Below are 17,103 nucleotides of genomic sequence, written 5' to 3'. Positions count from 1 at the left end.
GGCGTGCGTGATCATTCTTCGCGGTACCAGTCGAACAAATTGTCGGTCTCGTTGGCCCAGCCAGAAACGACCGGGCGCAGATTGTTGGCGGCTGCCTCGACCTTCAGGCGGTGCTGCACCGGGATGAAAACGATGTCCTGGTACATGAGATCATTGGCCTTGATGTAGAACGCCGCGCGCTTGACCGGATCCATCTCGCCATCCGCGGCCAGAATGGTCGCGTCGTACTCCTTGTTGACCCAGCGCGGGAAGTTGGTGCCCTGCCACTTATTTTCCTTGGTCGCGACGAGATTCGAAAGATAGCGCCGCATGTGTTGCGACGGATCGGGCTGGCTCAGCGGGATCTGGAACATCTCCATGTCGGCGTAGAACTTGGAATAGGTATCCGGATTGCCGACGTCGGAGGAGAAGAACACGGAGGCGACGACCGATTTCAGCTCGACGTCGATGCCCGCCTTCTGGCAGGCCTGCTTGACGATGGCCTGCGTCTTCTGGCGCGGCCCGTTGATCGCGGTCTGGTAGAGGAGCTTCAGCTTCTTGCCGTCCTTCTCGCGGATGCCGTCGGCGCCCGGCTTCCAGCCGGCGTCGTCGAGGATCTTCGAGGCCTTCTCCACGCTGAACTCCCACGAGGTGTTCTTGGACACGAATTTTTCGGGCCCATTGAGGAAGTTGGCGGTGGTGCGGCCGGCGCGGCCGTAGATCGCCTTCTTGACCGACTCGCGATCGATCAGCAGCGAGAGCGCCTTGCGGACCGCCGGATCGGAAAACAGCGGGTGCTTGGTCTTCATCGAGGAGCGTTCGCCATCGACCTCGGTGTTGGGATCGGTGAAGTTCAGTGCGATGAATTCGGTGTCGCCGCCGACGGCGTAGACGGTCTTTCCCTTGCCGCCCTTCTCCAGGCGCAGCAGCACGTCGTCCTCGACCTGAATGTTCCAGCCGAAATCATATTCGCCGGTCTGGATCACCGCGCGCGCGGCAGAGACGGCGTCGCCGCCGCCCTTCATCTCGATCGAATCGAAATAGGGCCGGTTCGCCATGTGATAATCGGGATTGATCACGCCGCGGACAAGATCGCCCGGCTTGAACTCGACGAACTTGTAGGGGCCGGTGCCGACCGGCGAGAGGTTGGTCGGCGCCTCCCGCGACTTGGACCCCATATAGTCCTTGAACAGATGTTTCGGGATGATGGTATTGGGGGCCCCGACAAAAGCGTCGGCCCAGAACGGCGTCGGCTTGTTGAAGAGGATGCGGACCGTAAGGTCGTCCACCTTCTCGACGGTGATGTCGCGGAGCGTCGCGATGGTCAGCGCGGAGGTCGCCGGATCCTTGGCATATTCCCAGTTGAAGACGACGTCGTCGGCTGTGAACGGCGTGCCGTCGTGCCATTTGACGCCGGGCTTGAGCTTCCAGGTCACCGACTTGCCGTCAGCGGCGAGGCCGCCGTTCTGGATCGAGGGAATTTCGGCGGCCAGAACCAGCTTCATATTGCCGTCGGGATCCCAACAGGCGAGCGGCTCGTAGAACAGGCGCGCGCCGTCCTGGTCTTTGGTGCCGGTGGCAAAATGCGGATTGAGCAGGGTCGGCCCCTGCCACCACAGCAGCTTGAGCGCACCACCACCGCCGCGCTTGGTCGGCTTGTAGGTCGAGACGCCCTCGGCCATCGCGACGCCGCCAAGCGCGAGGATCTGGTTCGCCAAAGGCGCAGTGAGACCCACGGCAGCCAGGCGCTGAATGAAGCCGCGGCGATCCATCCGCCCGTCCTTCACGTCACCGATCATCGAACGCAGTTCTTTGTCCAGCATGGTTGTCCCCGTCTGGTTCCCGTATGGATGCAGGCGGTCGCGCGAGGCAACCACCGGGCTTGGCTGGCGGTAGATGGCACACCGAATGGGGTGCGCGTCAACTGCGACCGTGTGTATGCAAACGGTCTTCTGACTGTCTGTTGGGCAAAACCATATTCCGCAGCCCATCCGTTCGGCAATCCAGCATCAAAACACGCTAAATTCCGCGCTGCACTGCAGAAAATTTGATCGCCTCATCAGACGAAGTATCGAGGCGAAATTCTACGCCACGGACATGTCGAGCGGCGGCGCGACGTGGTCTGGCAGCGGACAGACGTAAGGCGTCTTGGCCGTCCGCTTCTTAAGGTCAGCCTTGGCGGCCTTGATCAGCTCCGGGTCCGTCAGCGCCTTGATGCCGATGCCGGCCATCGCCTTGGCGGCCTGCACCATGGCTTTGTGCGCATGCGCGCTCTTGCCCTGCGCGACCACCTGCCAGGTGTGGAAGGGCGTGCCGATTGCAACCGTGGGTGCGTGGACCTGCACGGTCGGCACCACCCAGCTCACGTCGCCGACGTCGGTCGAGCCAACCTGCGGGTTACGCTTGGCATCGAGCGGCACCAGGAAGTCGGCCAGCGGCCGCTCGGTCGGCTCCATGCCAATCGCATAATAGACCGCGGCGATGTCCTTGTCGCTCAGCGTTGCGCGGATTTGGGTCGCGAAGTTCTTGTCGGCGTCGTCGAAATGCGGCGGGCCGAGCTCTTCCATGACCCGGTGCAGCGCTTGCTCCAAGGGAGCATTGGGCAGGATGTTGGAGACCGCGGAAACGATCTTCATCTCCATCTTGGTCTCGGTCATCAAGGCCGCACCCTGCGCGATCTTGTTCACGCGCCCGACCAGCTCGTTCATGCCGGGCAGGTCGCGGGCGCGGATCGAATAGCGCACACGCGCGTGGGCCTGCACCACGTTCGGCGCGATGCCACCGGTATCGAGCACCGCGTAGTGGACGCGCGCATCGCTCGGCATGTGCTCGCGCATATAGTTCACGCCGACATTCATCAGTTCCACCGCGTCGAGCGCGGAGCGGCCGAGATGCGGCGAGGCCGCCGCATGCGAGGTGCGGCCGGTGAAGATGAAATCGGCGCGGGTGTTGGCGAGTGACGGCGTCACTGCCACCTCCCAGAAGCTGCTCGGGTGCCAGGTGATGGCGATGTCGGCGTCTTCAAATGCGCCGGAGCGCACCATGAAGGCTTTTGCCGCGCCGCCTTCTTCCGCCGGGCAGCCGTAATAACGCACGCGGCCGGGCACCTTGTTCTCGGCAAGCCAGTCCTTCACCGCGGTCGCGGCCAGCAGCGCCGCCGAGCCGAGCAGATTGTGACCGCAGCCATGGCCGTGGCCGCCGGTCTCGACCGGACGATGCTCCGCGACGCCCGCCTCCTGGCTGAGGCCCGGCAGCGCGTCATATTCCCCCATGAAGGCAATGACCGGTCCGCCCTCGCCCCATTCGCCCATCACCGCGGTCGGAATGCCCGCGACCTGCTCGGTGATGCGAAAGCCCTGATGACGCAACTCGGCAAGATGCTCGGCGGCGGACCGCGCCTCGGTGTAGCAGACTTCGGGCATGCCCCAGACCTTGTCGCTGAGGTCGATGAAACGTGCCTTGATCGTGTCGATGCCACGCCAGATGTCGCTGCGGTTGTCCATGCTTCGGTCCGTGATCCCTAGGTCAACGAAGCGGCAATGGTTAGCAGCTTCGGCATGGTCCGCCTAGCAGGGGCGGGGACACCAGCCATGCGGCCCCGGCAGGGTCTCATAGCACGGCTCAAGGCGATTGGCCCCGCGAAGCCGCGGCGAGACTACATTCTCGGCCTCGACAGCGCGTCTTTGCTCACGAACAGGAGGCGTCGCCGAAAGGCCGTCGGGCTCTCGGCGACCAGTACTCCCTTCAGAGACTGCAGACCCCCTGCGAAGAATGGTTCGCGAAGCCCGTTGCCGTGAGCCTCGGTCCATTCCGGTATTTGTAATCCATAAACGCGCGCAAGGTGCTCCGCCACTGCAGCCGCATAGGCGTCGTGCACGGCATCGATCGAAGCGGGCCGTTCCTCGATCGCCTGCCGGCGCGCGTGCGGGTTCGTGTAAAACCAATCGAGAAATTCGCGGAGCGACGGGTCAAACTTCTGCTCGCCAGCTTTTGCGCGGCGAACCACCTCATTCAGCGTTGCGGGCTTCTTGTCAAACAGGCTCATGGCTGACTCGGCAAAGAGGGCGTTTGATCATTGTCGGGGCCAACTTCGAGATTTGAAAAAATCTCCTCAAGACCCAACCGTGTTTTGGGTTGAAGCATGTTTTGTGGATAAAATTTTTCGACCAGCGTCAACGCGTCCTGGCTGTTCTTGATACCGATGGCGCGGGCGAGGAGCTTGATATCGTCGATGTCTGAGTTCGATTCGACGCCACCGACACGCATGGCGCGGCATTTCATGGCGAACAGGTATTCCGGTCTTGCCGTATAGACCCGGAGGCCGGGCTCGTCCTCAGTTGGATACGTCTTAAACAAAGCCTTCACATCCGGATCAGCGTCCCTCTTGCTCAGCCACCCCTTCACACCATCGTTCAACCAGTTTTCGTCCCACCCGAGCTCCTCGGCCATCTCGGCTGCCAGCTTCTTAATGAACCCCCCGTTTCCTTCAAATACCGCATCGACGTCTCCGGTGTTGATCTGCCGGTTCAAGGTCAGCAGGAGGGCCGATCCACCGTAGATCACGATTTCAACGGTGCGGCCGGCCGCAAAAGCCCTCCGGCCGAGTTCAGCCAGCGCATACTCCAGAGTGGATCTATCGAAATTCTTGTCGTCGCTCATGGTTTCTTCCGCGGCTCGCAGAACGATACGTCTGCAAAAGAAGGCCGACAATAGCCTTCCGCACCCGGCAGCTCGCCGGCCATCGAAAGGATTGGGGAATAGACCGATCCAAGGGGCGTTCCTGCCTGGACTTGCGAGGATCGTGCTCAATCTCCTGCGAATGGTCGCGACAAGTCTTTAAAATCGATCATTCGCAGCTTAGATTAATTCTGCTTCGTGCGTCGTTCCGCTAGCCACGGCGGAGCGATGCTCTCAGCCAGGAGAACTCGATGCCCGCCCTGACCGAATGGAGAGTGCCGCCGGCCAATCAACCGCGTGCGAGCGATTACGGTTTCGATCTCGACCGCGCGCTCGCCTCCGTCGTCGGCCTGCATGCCATCATCCCGCCGGACGCCTTCAGCGCCGAGACGCTGGGGACCGAACGCGCCGGCAACGGCGTCGTGATCGACGATGGGCTGGTGCTCACCATCGGTTATCTCATCACCGAGGCAGAGTCCGTGTGGCTGCATGTCGGAGACGGGCGCGTGGTGGAGGGACATGTGCTCGGCTTCGACGCCGTCACCGGCTTTGGCCTGGTGCAGGCGCTCGGCCAGCTCGACGTTGCCCCCTTGCCGCTCGGTATCTCGGCCGAGACCCGGCTCGGCGACCGCGTCGTGGTCGGCGGCGCCGGGGGACGCACGCGTTCGGTCGCGAGCCAGATCGTGGCCAAGCAGGAATTCGCCGGCTACTGGGAATATCTGCTGGACGAGGCCATCTTCACCCATCCCGCGCACCCGAACTGGGGCGGCACGGCGCTCCTCAACGAGCGCGGCGAGCTGATCGGCATCGGCTCGCTCCAGCTCGAACGCGAGCGCGACGGCAAGGCCGAGCACGTCAACATGATCGTGCCGATCGACCTGTTGAAGCCGATCCTCGACGATCTGCGCAAGTTCGGTCGCGTCAACAAGCCGGCACGGCCATGGCTCGGACTCTTTTCGACCGAGATCGACAACCGCGTGGTGGTGATCGGAATCTCCGCCAATGGTCCCGCCGCCCGCGCCGAGCTCAAGACCGGCGACGTCATCCTCGCGGTCGACGGCGAGAAGGTCACAAGTCAGACCGGCTTCTACAAGAAGCTGTGGGGCCTCGGCGCCGCCGGCGTCGACGTGCCGCTGACGGTACATCATGAAGGCGTCACCTTCGATGTCACAGTGACCTCGACCGATCGCTTCAAGCTCTTGAAGGCGCCGAAGCTGCACTGACAAGTCGAACTGAAGCAGGGAAACGACGATGAGCGAGGCCGTCGTTGACGACATCCTGGCCGTGCTGCCGCCGCTGCTCAATGCGCTGGAAGCCCTCGGCTTCTTTCAGCGCAACCTGCACCCGCCGGCCTTCGCCTCGGTGATGAACGCGATCGGCGCTCCCGACGAGACGCTGCAAACGGCACGCGCGGCAATCGGAGAATGGCCGGAGCATTTTACCGGACTGCGCCAGCGGCTCGATCGCGCCTGCGACGAGACGCTCGCCGCCTTTGCCGGGTTGCGCGAGGTCGAGCGTGGCAATGGCGACCTCGTCGCGGTGTTCCGCGCGCTGCGCCATGTGCCGCGCGCGCAGGAGGCACTCTATCCGCTGGCCGTGCAGTTTCCGCCGGTGAGCAGCTTCTTCCTCAACGCCGCCATGCGCGAGAATGCCGACCTGTTGTCGCGGCTCGAAACCGGCGCGGACGCGCACACCGGCATCATCCACGATCAAAACGAGCCCGGCAGCCGCGGCGGCTATTCGGTCTACGTGCCCGAATATTATACGCCCGATCGCGCCATGCCGCTGGTGATGGCGCTGCATGGCGGCAGCGGCAACGGCCGCAGTTTTCTGTGGAGCTGGCTGCGCGACGCCCGCAGTCTTGGTGCGATCCTGGTGGCGCCGACCGCGACCGGCCCGACCTGGGCGCTGATGGGTGACGATTCCGACACGCCCAATCTCATCCGCATCCTCGAAACCGTGCGCAGCCGCTGGACCATCGACGCCTCGCGCATGCTGCTGACAGGCATGAGCGACGGCGGAACCTTCTGCTACGTCACCGGGCTTGACGGCGCCTCGCCCTTCACGCATCTCGCGCCGGTGTCGGCGACCTTCCACCCGCTGATGGCGGAGATGGCCGACGCCACGCGCCTGCAGTGCCTGCCGATCTTCATCACGCACGGCAAGCTCGACTGGATGTTTCCGGTGCAGACCGCGCGGCAGACGCAGGCAGCCCTCGCTGCCGCCGGCGCGAATGTCACCTATCGCGAGATCGACGACCTCAGCCACACCTACCCACGCGAGATCAACGCGGAGTTGGTGGAGTGGCTGAATGGAGAATGAACAACCTCTCCTTACCTGCGCCGCACTGTCGCGGAACAATCCATCCGGGTCGACGTTATCGCCCGTCATTGGAGGTTCGTGATGCGGATGTTTCTTGGAATGATTTTGGGCGCGCTGCTGCTCGGCTGCGGCGTTTATGTATACGACTCCATGCAGACGTCGTCGGTCGCCAATGGCGAGGTCGCGACCACCAATCGCACCATCGTGAACTGGGATGTCGCCAAAGCCGATTGGGACGCGCTACGCGATCGCGCGCACAAGGACTGGGTCCGCATCTCCTCGAAGTAACGACGTGGTATCATGAATGAAATGAGGCGCCGTCGCGGGTCCGCGGCGGCGCCTTCGTATTGCGCGGTGAATATCGCTCGGCTCAGTTCATCTTGGCCTTGCGGGCGTCGGCGATGACCTGCTCGAATTCGTTCATGCTGAGCACGCCCGGCACTCGGTACTTGCCGACGATGAAGGACGGCGTGCCGCGGAAACCGAAGGCTTCGGCCTGCTCGTTGTTGCGCTTGAGCACGGCGTCGATGTCCTTGGCGTGGTCGGCGAGATCGCGCTTCAACCGATCCATGTCGACGCCGGCGGCCGCGAGCAACTCGTTGATGCGCGGCTCGGTCAGGCGCGAGCTGACGCCCATCATGGCGTCATGGGCCTGGTGGTATTTGTCCTGGAATTTCGCCGCGAGCGCCGCCCGCGCCGCGGTGACCGAGACCGGCCCGAGGATCGGCCAGTCCTTCATTACCAGCCTGACCTTGCCGTCGTCCTGGATGACCTGACGCAACTCGGGCTCGAGCTTGCGGCAATAGGGGCAGTTGTAGTCGGACCATTCGATGATGCTGATATTCCCGTCGGGATTACCGGCGACGGGAACATCCGGGTCGCGCAGCACCTTGGCTTCGGTCAGCACCTCGTCTTCGTCGGTCGCCGCGCGCGCCGCGGTGATCCCACCCGCGACAAGGGCGCCCGCTCCAATCAGCGTCAGCGCCGCGCGCCGCGTCGGCACAAGGGCTCTATTCCTGAATTCAGCCATATCTCGTTCCATTTCGGTCCCATCTCCGTCGATACGGTTCGAGACTGGGAATTGTTACAGCTCATATAGAGTGTCGCGGCGCCGATGTCATGGCCACGCTATGCGGGTATCGGGGTCGGCGCTTGCGCAGCCGCAACGCGCGGCAGCATTGCCATCAGCGTCCCGGTCATCGTGGCGATCAACGTGACCTTGCCGTCGTGCTCGGCAAACGCCTTGGCCTCGCAAAAGGTCAACGTGCGGCCGGGCTTGACCACCTCGGCCTTGAAGACGAAACGCTCGCCCCGTGCCGGCGCGAGCAGCGTGGTCTTGAACTCGACGGTGAGGATATCGGCCTCGCGCGGCATCAGGGTGAAGGCGGCGACACCACAGGCATTGTCGAGGCCTGCGGTGATGATGCCGGCGTGGACAAAGCCGTTCTGCTGTGTGAGGGCCGGCGAATGCAGCATGGCGAGTTCAGCCTCGCCCGGCGCAAGGCGGACGATCGCGATGCCGAGCGTGTGCATCGCCGGCTGGCGATCGAACATGGCGATGGCAGCCGCGCGATAGCCCGGGTTCTTCGGCTCGTATGCGGCCATGGCTCAGACCTCCGCCGGCTCGGCGAGATGTCTCAAGGCGATCTCGCGAATGGCGTCCGTGAACGGCACCGATTTGCGCTGGCTGCGGTCCATGTGCACGCCCGTGATCTCGCAGAACGCTGCGATCTCGCCGGTCTCGGCATTGGTCATGTCGTGCCGGAAGCGGATCGATTTGTCGCGGATCTCCAGCAGATGACTGCGGATCTCGACGATATCACCGGCGAGCAGCTCGCGCTTGTAGGTGATGTTCTGCTGCACGGCGGCCATGCCGCGGCCGGATCCGCGCAGATAGCTCGGCGTCAGCCCGAGCCGGGCGAACAGATTCCAGTTGGCCTCGTCGAATTTGCCGACATACCACATGATGTTCATGTGCCCGACGTGATCGCACTGCCACGGATAGACCGTGCCGCGATAGGTCGCCTCCTGCTCCATCGCAATTCTCCCTGGCCTTTTCTGGCTTTAATTGTTGATACGGTAGCGTATCAACCTCCTACCGCGTTAGCAATACGGTACCGTATCAAGAATCGGCGAGGCTTCCTGCATGAGTGACGGCAAAGGCGATGTCTGGGTCGAGGCAGGGTTCACCGAGCTCGCCCGATCTGGGGTCGAGGGGGTTCGGGTCGAGGTGCTCGCCAAGAATTTGGGCGTCACCAAGGGCGGCTTCTACCGCCGCTTCGCCGACCGTGCCGCGCTGCTCGGTGCCATGCTGGAGCGCTGGCGCGAGGGGCGCTCCACGGCGATCGCGCAGCAGACGAGTCTCGATGGCCAGGAGCCCCGTGAGCGGCTGAGGGCGGTGATCCAGCTCTATTCGGAGCGGCTCAATCCGGACGGGATGGCAATCGAGCTTGCGATCCGGCAATGGGCCCGCTCGGACGAGGGCGCCGCAGCAGCGGTGGCGAACGTGGACGCGGCGCGGCTGAAGCACGTCGCCGAACTCTATCGCGCGACCGGCCTCGAGACCGAGGCAGCCGAAGCGCAGGCCTTCCTGTTCTACTGCTTCATCTTCGGCCAGAGCCTGCTGTTCGTCGAGCGCGGCCCGCGCAAGCGATCGCAGCTCGTGGCGAAATCGGCCGAGAAGCTACTGGATTAAAGCAAGAGGCCGGAGCCAGGCTCCGGCCTCTGCGTCGTCTTGAAGCCTCAGGCGGCGCCCTTCAGCTTCTTGTTGCATTCGCTGTAATAGCCGCCGCCCTTCTCGATCCACTTCATGCCGCCATTGCCGTTGGTGGTCTTGTTGGCGTTGTACTGGTCGACGCAGGTGTGCAGGCGTCCCTTGCCGGGGGTCTCCTTGGCGTATTTCGGATCGACCGCGTTCGGATAGATCGCGGGGCCGGCCGGCAGGGTCGGCGCGGCAGCCGGGGCGGCCTCCTTCTTCGCCTGCTTCGGCTCGGCGGGAGCGGCGGGCGCAGCAGGAGCGGCCGCGGTCGGTGCAGCCGCTGGCGTCGCATCCGCGCCGCACTGGGCCTTGCGGAAGTCATTCCACTTCGTGGTGCCGAGCGAGCCGTCCTTCTTGGCGGCCTGGTATTTCGCGCTGCACTCCTGCGAGGTCAGCGCCTGCGCCGGCGCACTCGCCACCAGCGCGGCAAAGCCCGACAGCGCAACTGCACACAGCAACTTTGATTGAATGGTCATCCTTGGTCTCCTCCTTGATCTTCCCCGAGGGAAGTGAACCGAGGATTGCTATCCTAGCGTGCCGCCCGCTCGCGACAAGGAAGCGATGGCTGCTGCCGCCAAAATATAGTGATCCCCCACGTTCGAATTATTCATGTCGCGTTCAGCAACGCCAGCCGACTTTCGCGCCCTTCGCAATTCCCGCAAGATAGAGTGCAGCACAATGACCTTCACCTCCCGCCTCGCCGTCGTCGCTCTCGCCTCGCTGCTCGCCACCGGCACCGCCTTCGCACAGACCGCCGCGCCGGCAGCAAAGACCGACACCAAGACCACTACCGCCCCCGCCGACAAAAAAGCGCCGAAGGAGCACTCGGCCGAGTCACTCGAATGCTCCAAGCAGGCGGATGCCAAGGCATTGAAGGGTAAGGAGCGCAAGAAATTCCGCCGCGAATGCATGAAGGAAGCCAAGGCCGGCGCGACCGCTGCCCCTGCTGATAAGAAGTAAACCCGTCACGATTTTCGCCGGCTTCGGGAGAGGCGCGCGCATTGCGGCATGACGTGGCCGCAATTGTGCGCCTCTCGCTGATTTGCGATAAGGCGGTGTGAAGCAAATCACCGCCTCCCTGCCGTTCGAATGGCCGAGCCGTGCCAAGATCTTGAGCACGGTGGAAACGCTTGTCATCGGCACCGCCGGGGGGCTCGTGTTTCTGCTCGCGGGCCTTCCGGGGGGATTGATCTCGGGCTCCATGATCGCGGTCGGGATCGCTGCGATCGCCGGTCGCCAGCTGACGCTGCCGCCGATCCTGACCCAGACCGTGCTGGTGCTGCTTGGCATTTCGTTAGGGTCGGTCGTCTCGCGCCACCTGCTTCAACAAGTCAGCGCCTATCCGCTCACCATCGGGCTGCTCGCGCTCGCGACCTTCTGCTCGACTTTCGGCTCCAGCTATTATCTCCAGCGCATCCATGGCTGGGACCGCACCTCGGCCTTCCTCGCCGGCAGCCCCGGCGCGCTGTCGCAGATCACGATTTTGGCGGTCGAGCGCGGCGCCGACCTGCCGGGCATCGCGGTGGTGCAGACCATGCGCGTGATCATCCTCACCGCGGCGCTGCCGATGGTGCTGGCGTTCGCCGGCGTCGCGCCCTCTGTCGCGCCATCGCTGACGACGACCATCGCCTCGCCGCTCGACCTCGTCGAGCTGATCGCGGCCTCGCTGGCCGCGGCGCTCGTCCTGCGGCTGATCAAGTTTCCGGCGAGCTGGATGTTCGGTGCGATGATCGGCTCAAGCGTGCTGCATGGCGCAGGCTGGGTCGAGGGCGGCCTGCCGGACTGGGTACGCGGCGTGGCGCTGGTCGGCATCGGCGCCCTGATCGGCAGCCGCTTCGCGCGGATGCGGATCAAGACGCTCGCCGGCCACATCAACGCGGCGCTGGGCTCGTTCGCCGTCGCCATCGCCGTCTCCGCGATCTTCGTCGGCATCGTGGCGCTCACCACACAGGTGAAATTCTCCGACGTCGTGGTCGCCTACGCACCGGGCGCGATGGACGCCATGCTGGCGCTGGCCCTGACCCTGCACATCGATCCGATATTCGTCGGCGCCCATCACCTCTCGCGTTTCGTCTTCGTGACGATCGCGACGCCCGGCATCGTGCACCTGTTCGGCCGGACGCAGGACGACGTGGATGATTGAGCCTCAGCGCTTCGCCGTTGCAACGCATCCCCACGCGGCGATCGCAGCCATCAGGAGCGAGATCAGCAAATTGTAGCCGGCCAGCGAGAGGCCGAGGAAGCGCCACTGCACCTCGTCGCAGCGAACCACCTTCACGGTGTCGAGCCGCGACAGCAGGTCGGTGGCGCTGCCGAGATTGACGACGGGACCGGAGCAGTCGGTCGGTCCCTTCCAAAAACCCCATTCGACGCCGGCGTGATAGGTGCCGAGCCCGGCATTGGCGAGGCTCGCCAGCACAAGGATCGCAAGGCCCGCGAACAGCAGCGGCCTCGGCGCACCGCTCCGCGCCGCGAATGCGATGAGCAGGCCGAGCGGGATCGCGAGGTAATAGGCGTAGCGCTGCTCAAGGCAGAGCGGACAGGGCACGATCCCGAGCACCAGCTGGAAGAACCAGGCGCCCGCGATGGTCGCGGCTGCAATCAGCGTGACCGCGAGCGAAGCGACCAGCGCGGGGCTCGTGGCCGCCGGTTTGAATGCAGGTATTGCGGCACTCTGGGTCGTCACGGCAGCCTCTTTTCGATGGGTCGCTTTCCAAGGCTGTAACCCCGCCCCATGCGGCTGTCGAGAACGGGCGGGATCACTTTGGCGCGGGTTGACCCCGTCCGGTCCATGGCTATAGTCCGCCGGCTTCGCGACGCCCTGTTTAGGGCTGACCGAAGGCCCCTGTGGCGGAACTGGTAGACGCGCTCGACTCAAAATCGAGTTCCGCAAGGAGTGCTGGTTCGATTCCGGCCAGGGGCACCAGCCTTCGCTGCTTCGCAGCTACGGCTTGGCAAGCCGGGCTAAATCCTAGCCATGCGAAGCAGCGAAGGCTGTCCCGCCGAAGCCTTGGCGAAGGCGGACTGGTTCAACGAGTCCAGTACCTCCCCTCCCTAGCAATCGTCACATCCCACCTGTATAAACCGGTAGCTTCTTCCGCAATTCGAAGGAGCTCATATGAACGACCTGCATACGTGGCTTTCGCAACAGCACCACGGTCTGCGCACCTTCCGGATCTTTCAGCAAAAGCTCGAGACGCTCGGCCGCGACGACCCCGAACAGCGCGGCCTGTGCCGTCTGTTGAGCGGTCTCGTCGGCAGCTATGTCGAGGCCTTTGACGAGGCCCCGCTGCCGGTCGAGATCGCCGATGGCGCCTATCAGCGCCTGCTCACGCTGGTCGCGAGCCTCGACCTCGAGGGCGACACCAGCCGGCGGCTCGCGGACATCAACCGGGTTGCGACCTGCGAACTCTGGCAGTGACGAGAGCGGGTAGCCGTACGGCCCGCATCCGCATCCCTGGGGACACTTCGCCAGGAGAGGGCCGCGTGCTTCCCTGCACGAGCCTCCCTCGACGGGTTCGACTTCGCAGAGCCAGTCCCTATATCGTGCGGCAATGTATGTTGATGCAGCGAGCAGCTTCGATGGCCAGGAGACGCGCGACGGAAATGGAAGCCAACGACCTCCCCCGCTTCTTCGTCTGGGTCCGGGGCCTCGAAGGTCCCGAACCGCAGAAATGGATGGCGATGGATTTCGGCGTCGGTGACTGGAAACGGCCGCTCGTGCTCGCCTATCTGGCGCTGCCGGAGGGCGAGCGACACTTGCCGTTGTCGGCGCTGGCCCGGCGCTACCCGCCGCCGCGGGGAGAGCCTTCGTAGAGGAGCCATCCTGGACGGACGCGAGGATCTCGCCGGCCCTCAACCCAGGGCGAGCAACCGTATCACTGGCAATACTGCTTTCCGCCATAGGTATAACATTTGCCGCCTTCGTTGCTGGCCGGAGCAGACGGCGCGCGCGGGCTCGGTTCGTGGCGGGATACCGGCTTTGGTTTCTGGGGCGGCGGATCGGGACGCCGCTGGCATACCCCCTGGGCGTCCAGCACGAAATTGTTGTCACAGACGATCTGGACGCAGCGCTCGCCGACCGCCTTTTGTCCCCTCGCGCAAACCAGCGGACAGATGCGATCGGGCCGGGCGCGCACCGCATCGAGCGCATCGAGGCTTGCGACCTTCACATCGAACTTGGTGCCGGCATAACTGTTGAAGCTGTCGAGCGCCTTTTGCGACGGGGTCGTCCAGGCGCCATCGGCCGCCCCGGGATCGCAGCCGACGCGCTTCAGGTGCGCCTGGAGCAGGCGGGCGACGTCCGCAGGATCCATCGCCGGCACGCTAGTCGGCGCCACGGCGAGAGCAGGAGCTGGCGCGGCGGGCGGGGTCAGAGCGGCAAGCGTAGCCTGGCGCTCCTTCTCGCGCCGCTCCGCTTCGCGCTTCGCCGCCTCGATCTGTTGCTGCGCATCGAGCGCGGCCTGCCTCTTCGCCTGCTCGACCTGAACTGCCGCGTCCTCGGCCTGCCGGCGCGCCTCCGCAACCTGCCGCCGGGCATCATCGAGCTCGCGCTTGGCCTGGTCTGCGATGCGTTGGCGCTCCTTCTCCAGATCGCGCCGGGCTTGCTCGGAGATCTGCTGCGTGGCCCGTTCGGTCTCGCGCGCCGCCTGCTCCTCGATCTGTTTCCTGAAATCGTCGCTCTTCTGCCGGACCTGCTGCTCAGCCTGCCGCTGTACGGCATCGGCGTTCTCGCTGATTTTTTCGGCGGCATCGAGCTTGTCGAGCGCCGCATGCGCAAAGTTGGCATAGATGCCGCTGGCATGAACGGCGAGAAAGGAAAGCCAAGCCTGCTTGGTACCGGCCTGCGCTGCAAGCTCATAATCCCGCCGGGCTCCCGCGTTCGGATCGACCGGCGGCGCAACCGGCGGCACCAGCGCCACGGTATCGCCGCCGAGCGATCCGTAGACGAACGGCTCCTGCCGCCGCCCCGTGCTCTTCAGCACCTCGTCGCGAACCCGGCCAAGCGTCAGGCGAAGGTCGAGGCCCGGCGTCGCCAAATGATTGAGGAGCGCGGTCGCAAACGGGCTATGCGCACCGTCGCCATCGCCAGCGACCGCGCCGGCCTTGGCGGCGAACGCAATCAGCGTATCCGCCGTCGCGGGCTCGATCTTGGCAAGGCCGCGGTTCATCGAACGCGTGGCGACACTGCGTGTCATCCGCTCCGCAAATGGATTGTCGCGGCAGGCATCGAGGATGACGAGCCGCAGCCGCTTCGCAGGGTTGATCGCCTGGAGAATCCGGTCCAGCGGGACCGCCTCGTCCTCGACGTCGAAATCGCTCTGCAGCCTGGCGTCAGCCGGAATCAGGAAATTCGCGCCGTTCACCTCGATGCCGTGACCGGCGTAATAGACCACGGCCATGTCGGAATCTGCGGCAACCGCAGCAAAATCGCGCACCGCCCGCCGCATCTCGATGACGCCGAGATCCCGGCGCAGCTCCACGATATCGAACCCCATGCGCTTGAAGACGTCGCTGATGGCGGCCGCGTCGTTGTCGGGATTGGCCAGCCGCGCGACGCTTTGGTAGTTGGACACGCCAAGGACCAACGCCACCCGCTTGTCGGCCTGCGCGGTCGACGCAGCGACCAGCATCCACAAGACCGATAGCGCCAGCCGGCAGGCCAACCGGCTCGAGCGCAACGTTGGGACTGAAGGGCTCAATCGGACCATGATGCGGGCTTCGTTCCACGCTTCGGCAATGGGCTGCAATCTGTATGAATACTATTTCGGTAGCGGTCCGCCCTCAGGTCTGTGCCATCGGTCACATATCAGCCCGACCTTCAGGCGGGTCGCCGCCGCGCCGCGTCCTGCCGGCGACTCCCTGCCCGAAATGATAGTGGAAGGGGCATAGCATTGGGAAGCCGTCCTGCAACCTTCCGGGGATACTTGCCTCCCCCGGGCGCTTAAGCTTCTATATCGGCATAAATCGCTTTGCTTCATTGGCCGCCAAGGGGTTTTCAGACAAGGGGTGTTCAGAATGATCCGTCCTTTCATGACAATTGTGTTGTCGCTCGCAACCTCCGCCTCGTTGCTGCTTTCCGACACTGCGAGCGCCGACAAGATGCGCCCGGGCTACAAGAGCTACCAAAACGCTCACGGTTTGAATGCCAACACCGCTTGCCGTCGCCCGCATTTCAACATCTGCCAGGGTTGTAATGTCGTCATCCCGATGCGGGTCGCGCAGGATCGCGGTTGCGGATTCAATTTCCAGTCGCTGGGTCCGTTCGTGGGCCAGGACGTCGTCGTCGCTCCGGCGAACGGGTCTTACAGCCTGGTCAACTCGACAAAGGCTGTGTACCGGCCGAACTCCGGCTTTACCGGCAGCGACCGCTTCGAGAGCCGTCTCTACTTCGAGGACGGTGCCGGCAAGCGCACGTTCCTGAATCTGAAAGTCAACGTCAACGTCGTTCCCAGCCTGTGAGCTGCCGAGGCACCGTGCCCTCGGCACCGGTCTCAATCGCCCTCACAGCTGCCTCCGCATGAATCGGCTCCGCCGGACGGACGTGCGCGACCGCGCGGGCTCGGCTCGTGGCGTGATACCGCCTTCGGCTCCTGGCGCGATACCGCCTTTGGCTTCTGCGGCGGCGGATCGGGACGCCGGCGGCACACGCCCTGAGCACCCAGCACGTCATTGCCGTCGCAGACGATCTGGACGCAACGATCGCCTTCTGCCTTTTGTCCCTTGGCGCACACCAGCGGACAGACACGATCGGGCCGGCCGCGCACCGCATCGAGCACGTCGAGGCTTGCAACTTTGACGTCGAATTTGGTGCCGGCGTTTCGGTTGAAATTGTCGAGCGCCTTTTGCGACGGCGCCGTCCAGGCACCGTCGGTAGTCCCGGGATCGCAGCCGACGCGCTTCAGATGGGCCTGGAGCAGGCGTGCAATATCCGCTGGATCCATTGCCGGTACGACAACCGGCGCAGGGGCGGGCGCAGCCGGCGGAGTTAGCGCGGCGAGTGTGGCCTGTCGCTCCCGCTCGCGCTGTTCCTGTTCGCGCCTTGCGGCCTCGATCTGCTGCTGCGCGTCCAGCGCGGCCTGCTTCTTCGCCTGCTCGACCTGAAGGGCCGCGTCCTCGGCCTGCCGGCGCGCCTCCGCAACCTGCCGCCGGGCATCGTCGAGCTCGCGCTTGGCCTGGTCGGCGATGCGTTGGCGCTCCTTCTCCAGATCGCGCCGGGCTTGCTCGGAGATCTGAAGCTTGGCCTGTTCGGCCTGGCGCGCAGCCTGCTCCTCGATCTGCTTCTTGGCGTCCTCGTTCTTCTGCCTCGCCTGCTGTTCGGCTTGCCGCCTCAGCAAGTCTGCGTTTTCACGGGCCTTCTCCGCCGC

Annotated in this window: 20 protein-coding genes and 1 tRNA gene; 10 read left to right on the top strand and 11 right to left on the bottom strand. The window is 64.4% G+C overall.

Annotation, left to right across the window (positions count from 1 at the left end; all coding sequences use genetic code 11):
- Nucleotides 1–11: 11 nt before the first annotated feature.
- The 4 genes from ACVIN2_RS24455 to ACVIN2_RS24440 form a co-directional block, all read right to left on the bottom strand.
- Nucleotides 12–1,802: a peptide ABC transporter substrate-binding protein gene (locus ACVIN2_RS24455; RefSeq protein WP_456767518.1), complete on the bottom strand. Its 1,791-nt coding sequence runs from the start codon at nt 1,800–1,802 to the stop codon at nt 12–14.
- Between the two features lie 261 nt (nt 1,803–2,063).
- Nucleotides 2,064–3,482, bottom strand: a complete 1,419-nt coding sequence (locus ACVIN2_RS24450) for a M20 family metallopeptidase (RefSeq protein ID WP_456767517.1) — start codon at nt 3,480–3,482, stop codon at nt 2,064–2,066.
- A gap of 152 nt (nt 3,483–3,634) precedes the next feature.
- Nucleotides 3,635–4,024, bottom strand: a complete 390-nt coding sequence (locus ACVIN2_RS24445) for a hypothetical protein (protein WP_456767516.1) — start codon at nt 4,022–4,024, stop codon at nt 3,635–3,637.
- Nucleotides 4,021–4,638 carry a hypothetical protein gene (locus ACVIN2_RS24440; protein WP_456767515.1) on the bottom strand — a complete coding sequence of 206 codons (618 nt, stop codon included), beginning with the start codon at nt 4,636–4,638 and terminating at the stop codon, nt 4,021–4,023. Before ACVIN2_RS24440 ends, ACVIN2_RS24445 begins: the two co-directional genes overlap by 4 nt.
- Before the next feature lie 269 nt (nt 4,639–4,907).
- On the opposite strand from ACVIN2_RS24440, the gene ACVIN2_RS24435 reads away from it, so the two are divergent.
- The 3 genes from ACVIN2_RS24435 to ACVIN2_RS24425 all read left to right on the top strand — a co-directional run bounded on the left by ACVIN2_RS24435 (nt 4,908) and on the right by ACVIN2_RS24425 (nt 7,266).
- A complete protein-coding gene (locus ACVIN2_RS24435) occupies nt 4,908–5,879 on the top strand; it encodes a S1C family serine protease (protein WP_456767514.1) in 972 nt (323 codons plus the stop codon).
- 28 nt (nt 5,880–5,907) lie between these two features.
- Nucleotides 5,908–6,978, top strand: a complete 1,071-nt coding sequence (locus ACVIN2_RS24430) for a phospholipase (protein ID WP_456767513.1) — start codon at nt 5,908–5,910, stop codon at nt 6,976–6,978.
- Between the two features lie 81 nt (nt 6,979–7,059).
- Nucleotides 7,060–7,266, top strand: coding sequence for a hypothetical protein (locus ACVIN2_RS24425; RefSeq protein ID WP_027514183.1), 207 nt, complete (start codon nt 7,060–7,062; stop codon nt 7,264–7,266).
- Between the two features lie 82 nt (nt 7,267–7,348).
- On the opposite strand, the gene ACVIN2_RS24420 is transcribed toward ACVIN2_RS24425, so the two are convergent.
- The 3 genes from ACVIN2_RS24420 to ACVIN2_RS24410 all read right to left on the bottom strand — a co-directional run bounded on the left by ACVIN2_RS24420 (nt 7,349) and on the right by ACVIN2_RS24410 (nt 9,015).
- Nucleotides 7,349–8,008, bottom strand: a complete 660-nt coding sequence (locus ACVIN2_RS24420) for a DsbA family protein (protein WP_456767512.1) — start codon at nt 8,006–8,008, stop codon at nt 7,349–7,351.
- 98 nt (nt 8,009–8,106) lie between these two features.
- A complete protein-coding gene (locus ACVIN2_RS24415; protein ID WP_456767511.1) occupies nt 8,107–8,583 on the bottom strand; it encodes a PaaI family thioesterase in 477 nt (158 codons plus the stop codon).
- Nucleotides 8,584–8,586: 3 nt separating this feature from the next.
- Nucleotides 8,587–9,015, bottom strand: coding sequence for an acyl-CoA thioesterase (locus tag ACVIN2_RS24410; protein ID WP_456767510.1), 429 nt, complete (start codon nt 9,013–9,015; stop codon nt 8,587–8,589).
- A 109-nt stretch (nt 9,016–9,124) separates the two neighbouring features.
- Here ACVIN2_RS24410 and ACVIN2_RS24405 point away from each other — a divergent pair, with 109 nt between their 5' ends.
- The gene (locus ACVIN2_RS24405; RefSeq protein ID WP_027565649.1) at nt 9,125–9,673 is read left to right on the top strand and encodes a TetR/AcrR family transcriptional regulator; all 549 of its coding nucleotides are present in this window, start codon (nt 9,125–9,127) and stop codon (nt 9,671–9,673) included.
- A gap of 47 nt (nt 9,674–9,720) precedes the next feature.
- Here ACVIN2_RS24405 and ACVIN2_RS24400 read toward each other — a convergent pair whose 3' ends face one another.
- Nucleotides 9,721–10,212, bottom strand: a complete 492-nt coding sequence (locus ACVIN2_RS24400; RefSeq protein ID WP_007615347.1) for a hypothetical protein — start codon at nt 10,210–10,212, stop codon at nt 9,721–9,723.
- Nucleotides 10,213–10,414: 202 nt separating this feature from the next.
- Between ACVIN2_RS24400 and ACVIN2_RS24395 the strand changes: the two genes are divergently transcribed.
- Entirely contained in the window at nt 10,415–10,696 is a 282-nt protein-coding gene (locus ACVIN2_RS24395) for a PsiF family protein (protein ID WP_456767509.1), read from the top strand.
- Between the two features lie 97 nt (nt 10,697–10,793).
- A complete protein-coding gene (locus ACVIN2_RS24390; RefSeq protein ID WP_456767508.1) occupies nt 10,794–11,879 on the top strand; it encodes an AbrB family transcriptional regulator in 1,086 nt (361 codons plus the stop codon).
- 3 nt (nt 11,880–11,882) lie between these two features.
- On the opposite strand, the gene ACVIN2_RS24385 is transcribed toward ACVIN2_RS24390, so the two are convergent.
- Nucleotides 11,883–12,422 (bottom strand): disulfide bond formation protein B, encoded by a 540-nt coding sequence (locus ACVIN2_RS24385; protein WP_456767507.1) that lies wholly within the window; start codon nt 12,420–12,422, stop codon nt 11,883–11,885.
- 155 nt (nt 12,423–12,577) lie between these two features.
- Between ACVIN2_RS24385 and ACVIN2_RS24380 the strand changes: the two genes are divergently transcribed.
- From ACVIN2_RS24380 to ACVIN2_RS24370, 3 genes are all read left to right on the top strand, one after another.
- A tRNA-Leu gene (locus ACVIN2_RS24380) sits at nt 12,578–12,662 on the top strand.
- A gap of 192 nt (nt 12,663–12,854) precedes the next feature.
- Nucleotides 12,855–13,157, top strand: coding sequence for a hypothetical protein (locus ACVIN2_RS24375; protein ID WP_456767506.1), 303 nt, complete (start codon nt 12,855–12,857; stop codon nt 13,155–13,157).
- 161 nt (nt 13,158–13,318) lie between these two features.
- A complete protein-coding gene (locus ACVIN2_RS24370) occupies nt 13,319–13,552 on the top strand; it encodes a hypothetical protein (RefSeq protein ID WP_456767505.1) in 234 nt (77 codons plus the stop codon).
- 62 nt (nt 13,553–13,614) lie between these two features.
- On the opposite strand, the gene ACVIN2_RS24365 is transcribed toward ACVIN2_RS24370, so the two are convergent.
- Nucleotides 13,615–15,369: a caspase family protein gene (locus tag ACVIN2_RS24365; protein WP_456767504.1), complete on the bottom strand. Its 1,755-nt coding sequence runs from the start codon at nt 15,367–15,369 to the stop codon at nt 13,615–13,617.
- Between the two features lie 400 nt (nt 15,370–15,769).
- On the opposite strand from ACVIN2_RS24365, the gene ACVIN2_RS24360 reads away from it, so the two are divergent.
- Nucleotides 15,770–16,198: an Ig-like domain-containing protein gene (locus ACVIN2_RS24360; protein ID WP_456767503.1), complete on the top strand. Its 429-nt coding sequence runs from the start codon at nt 15,770–15,772 to the stop codon at nt 16,196–16,198.
- Between the two features lie 32 nt (nt 16,199–16,230).
- Here ACVIN2_RS24360 and ACVIN2_RS24355 read toward each other — a convergent pair whose 3' ends face one another.
- The gene (locus ACVIN2_RS24355; RefSeq protein WP_456767502.1) at nt 16,231–17,073 is read right to left on the bottom strand and encodes a hypothetical protein; all 843 of its coding nucleotides are present in this window, start codon (nt 17,071–17,073) and stop codon (nt 16,231–16,233) included.
- Nucleotides 17,074–17,103 lie beyond the last annotated feature (30 nt).

This window comes from Bradyrhizobium sp. USDA 3650 (assembly GCF_054057395.1).
Note: the sequence above shows the minus strand (reverse complement) of the source record. Positions and strands in the feature narration are given on the sequence as shown.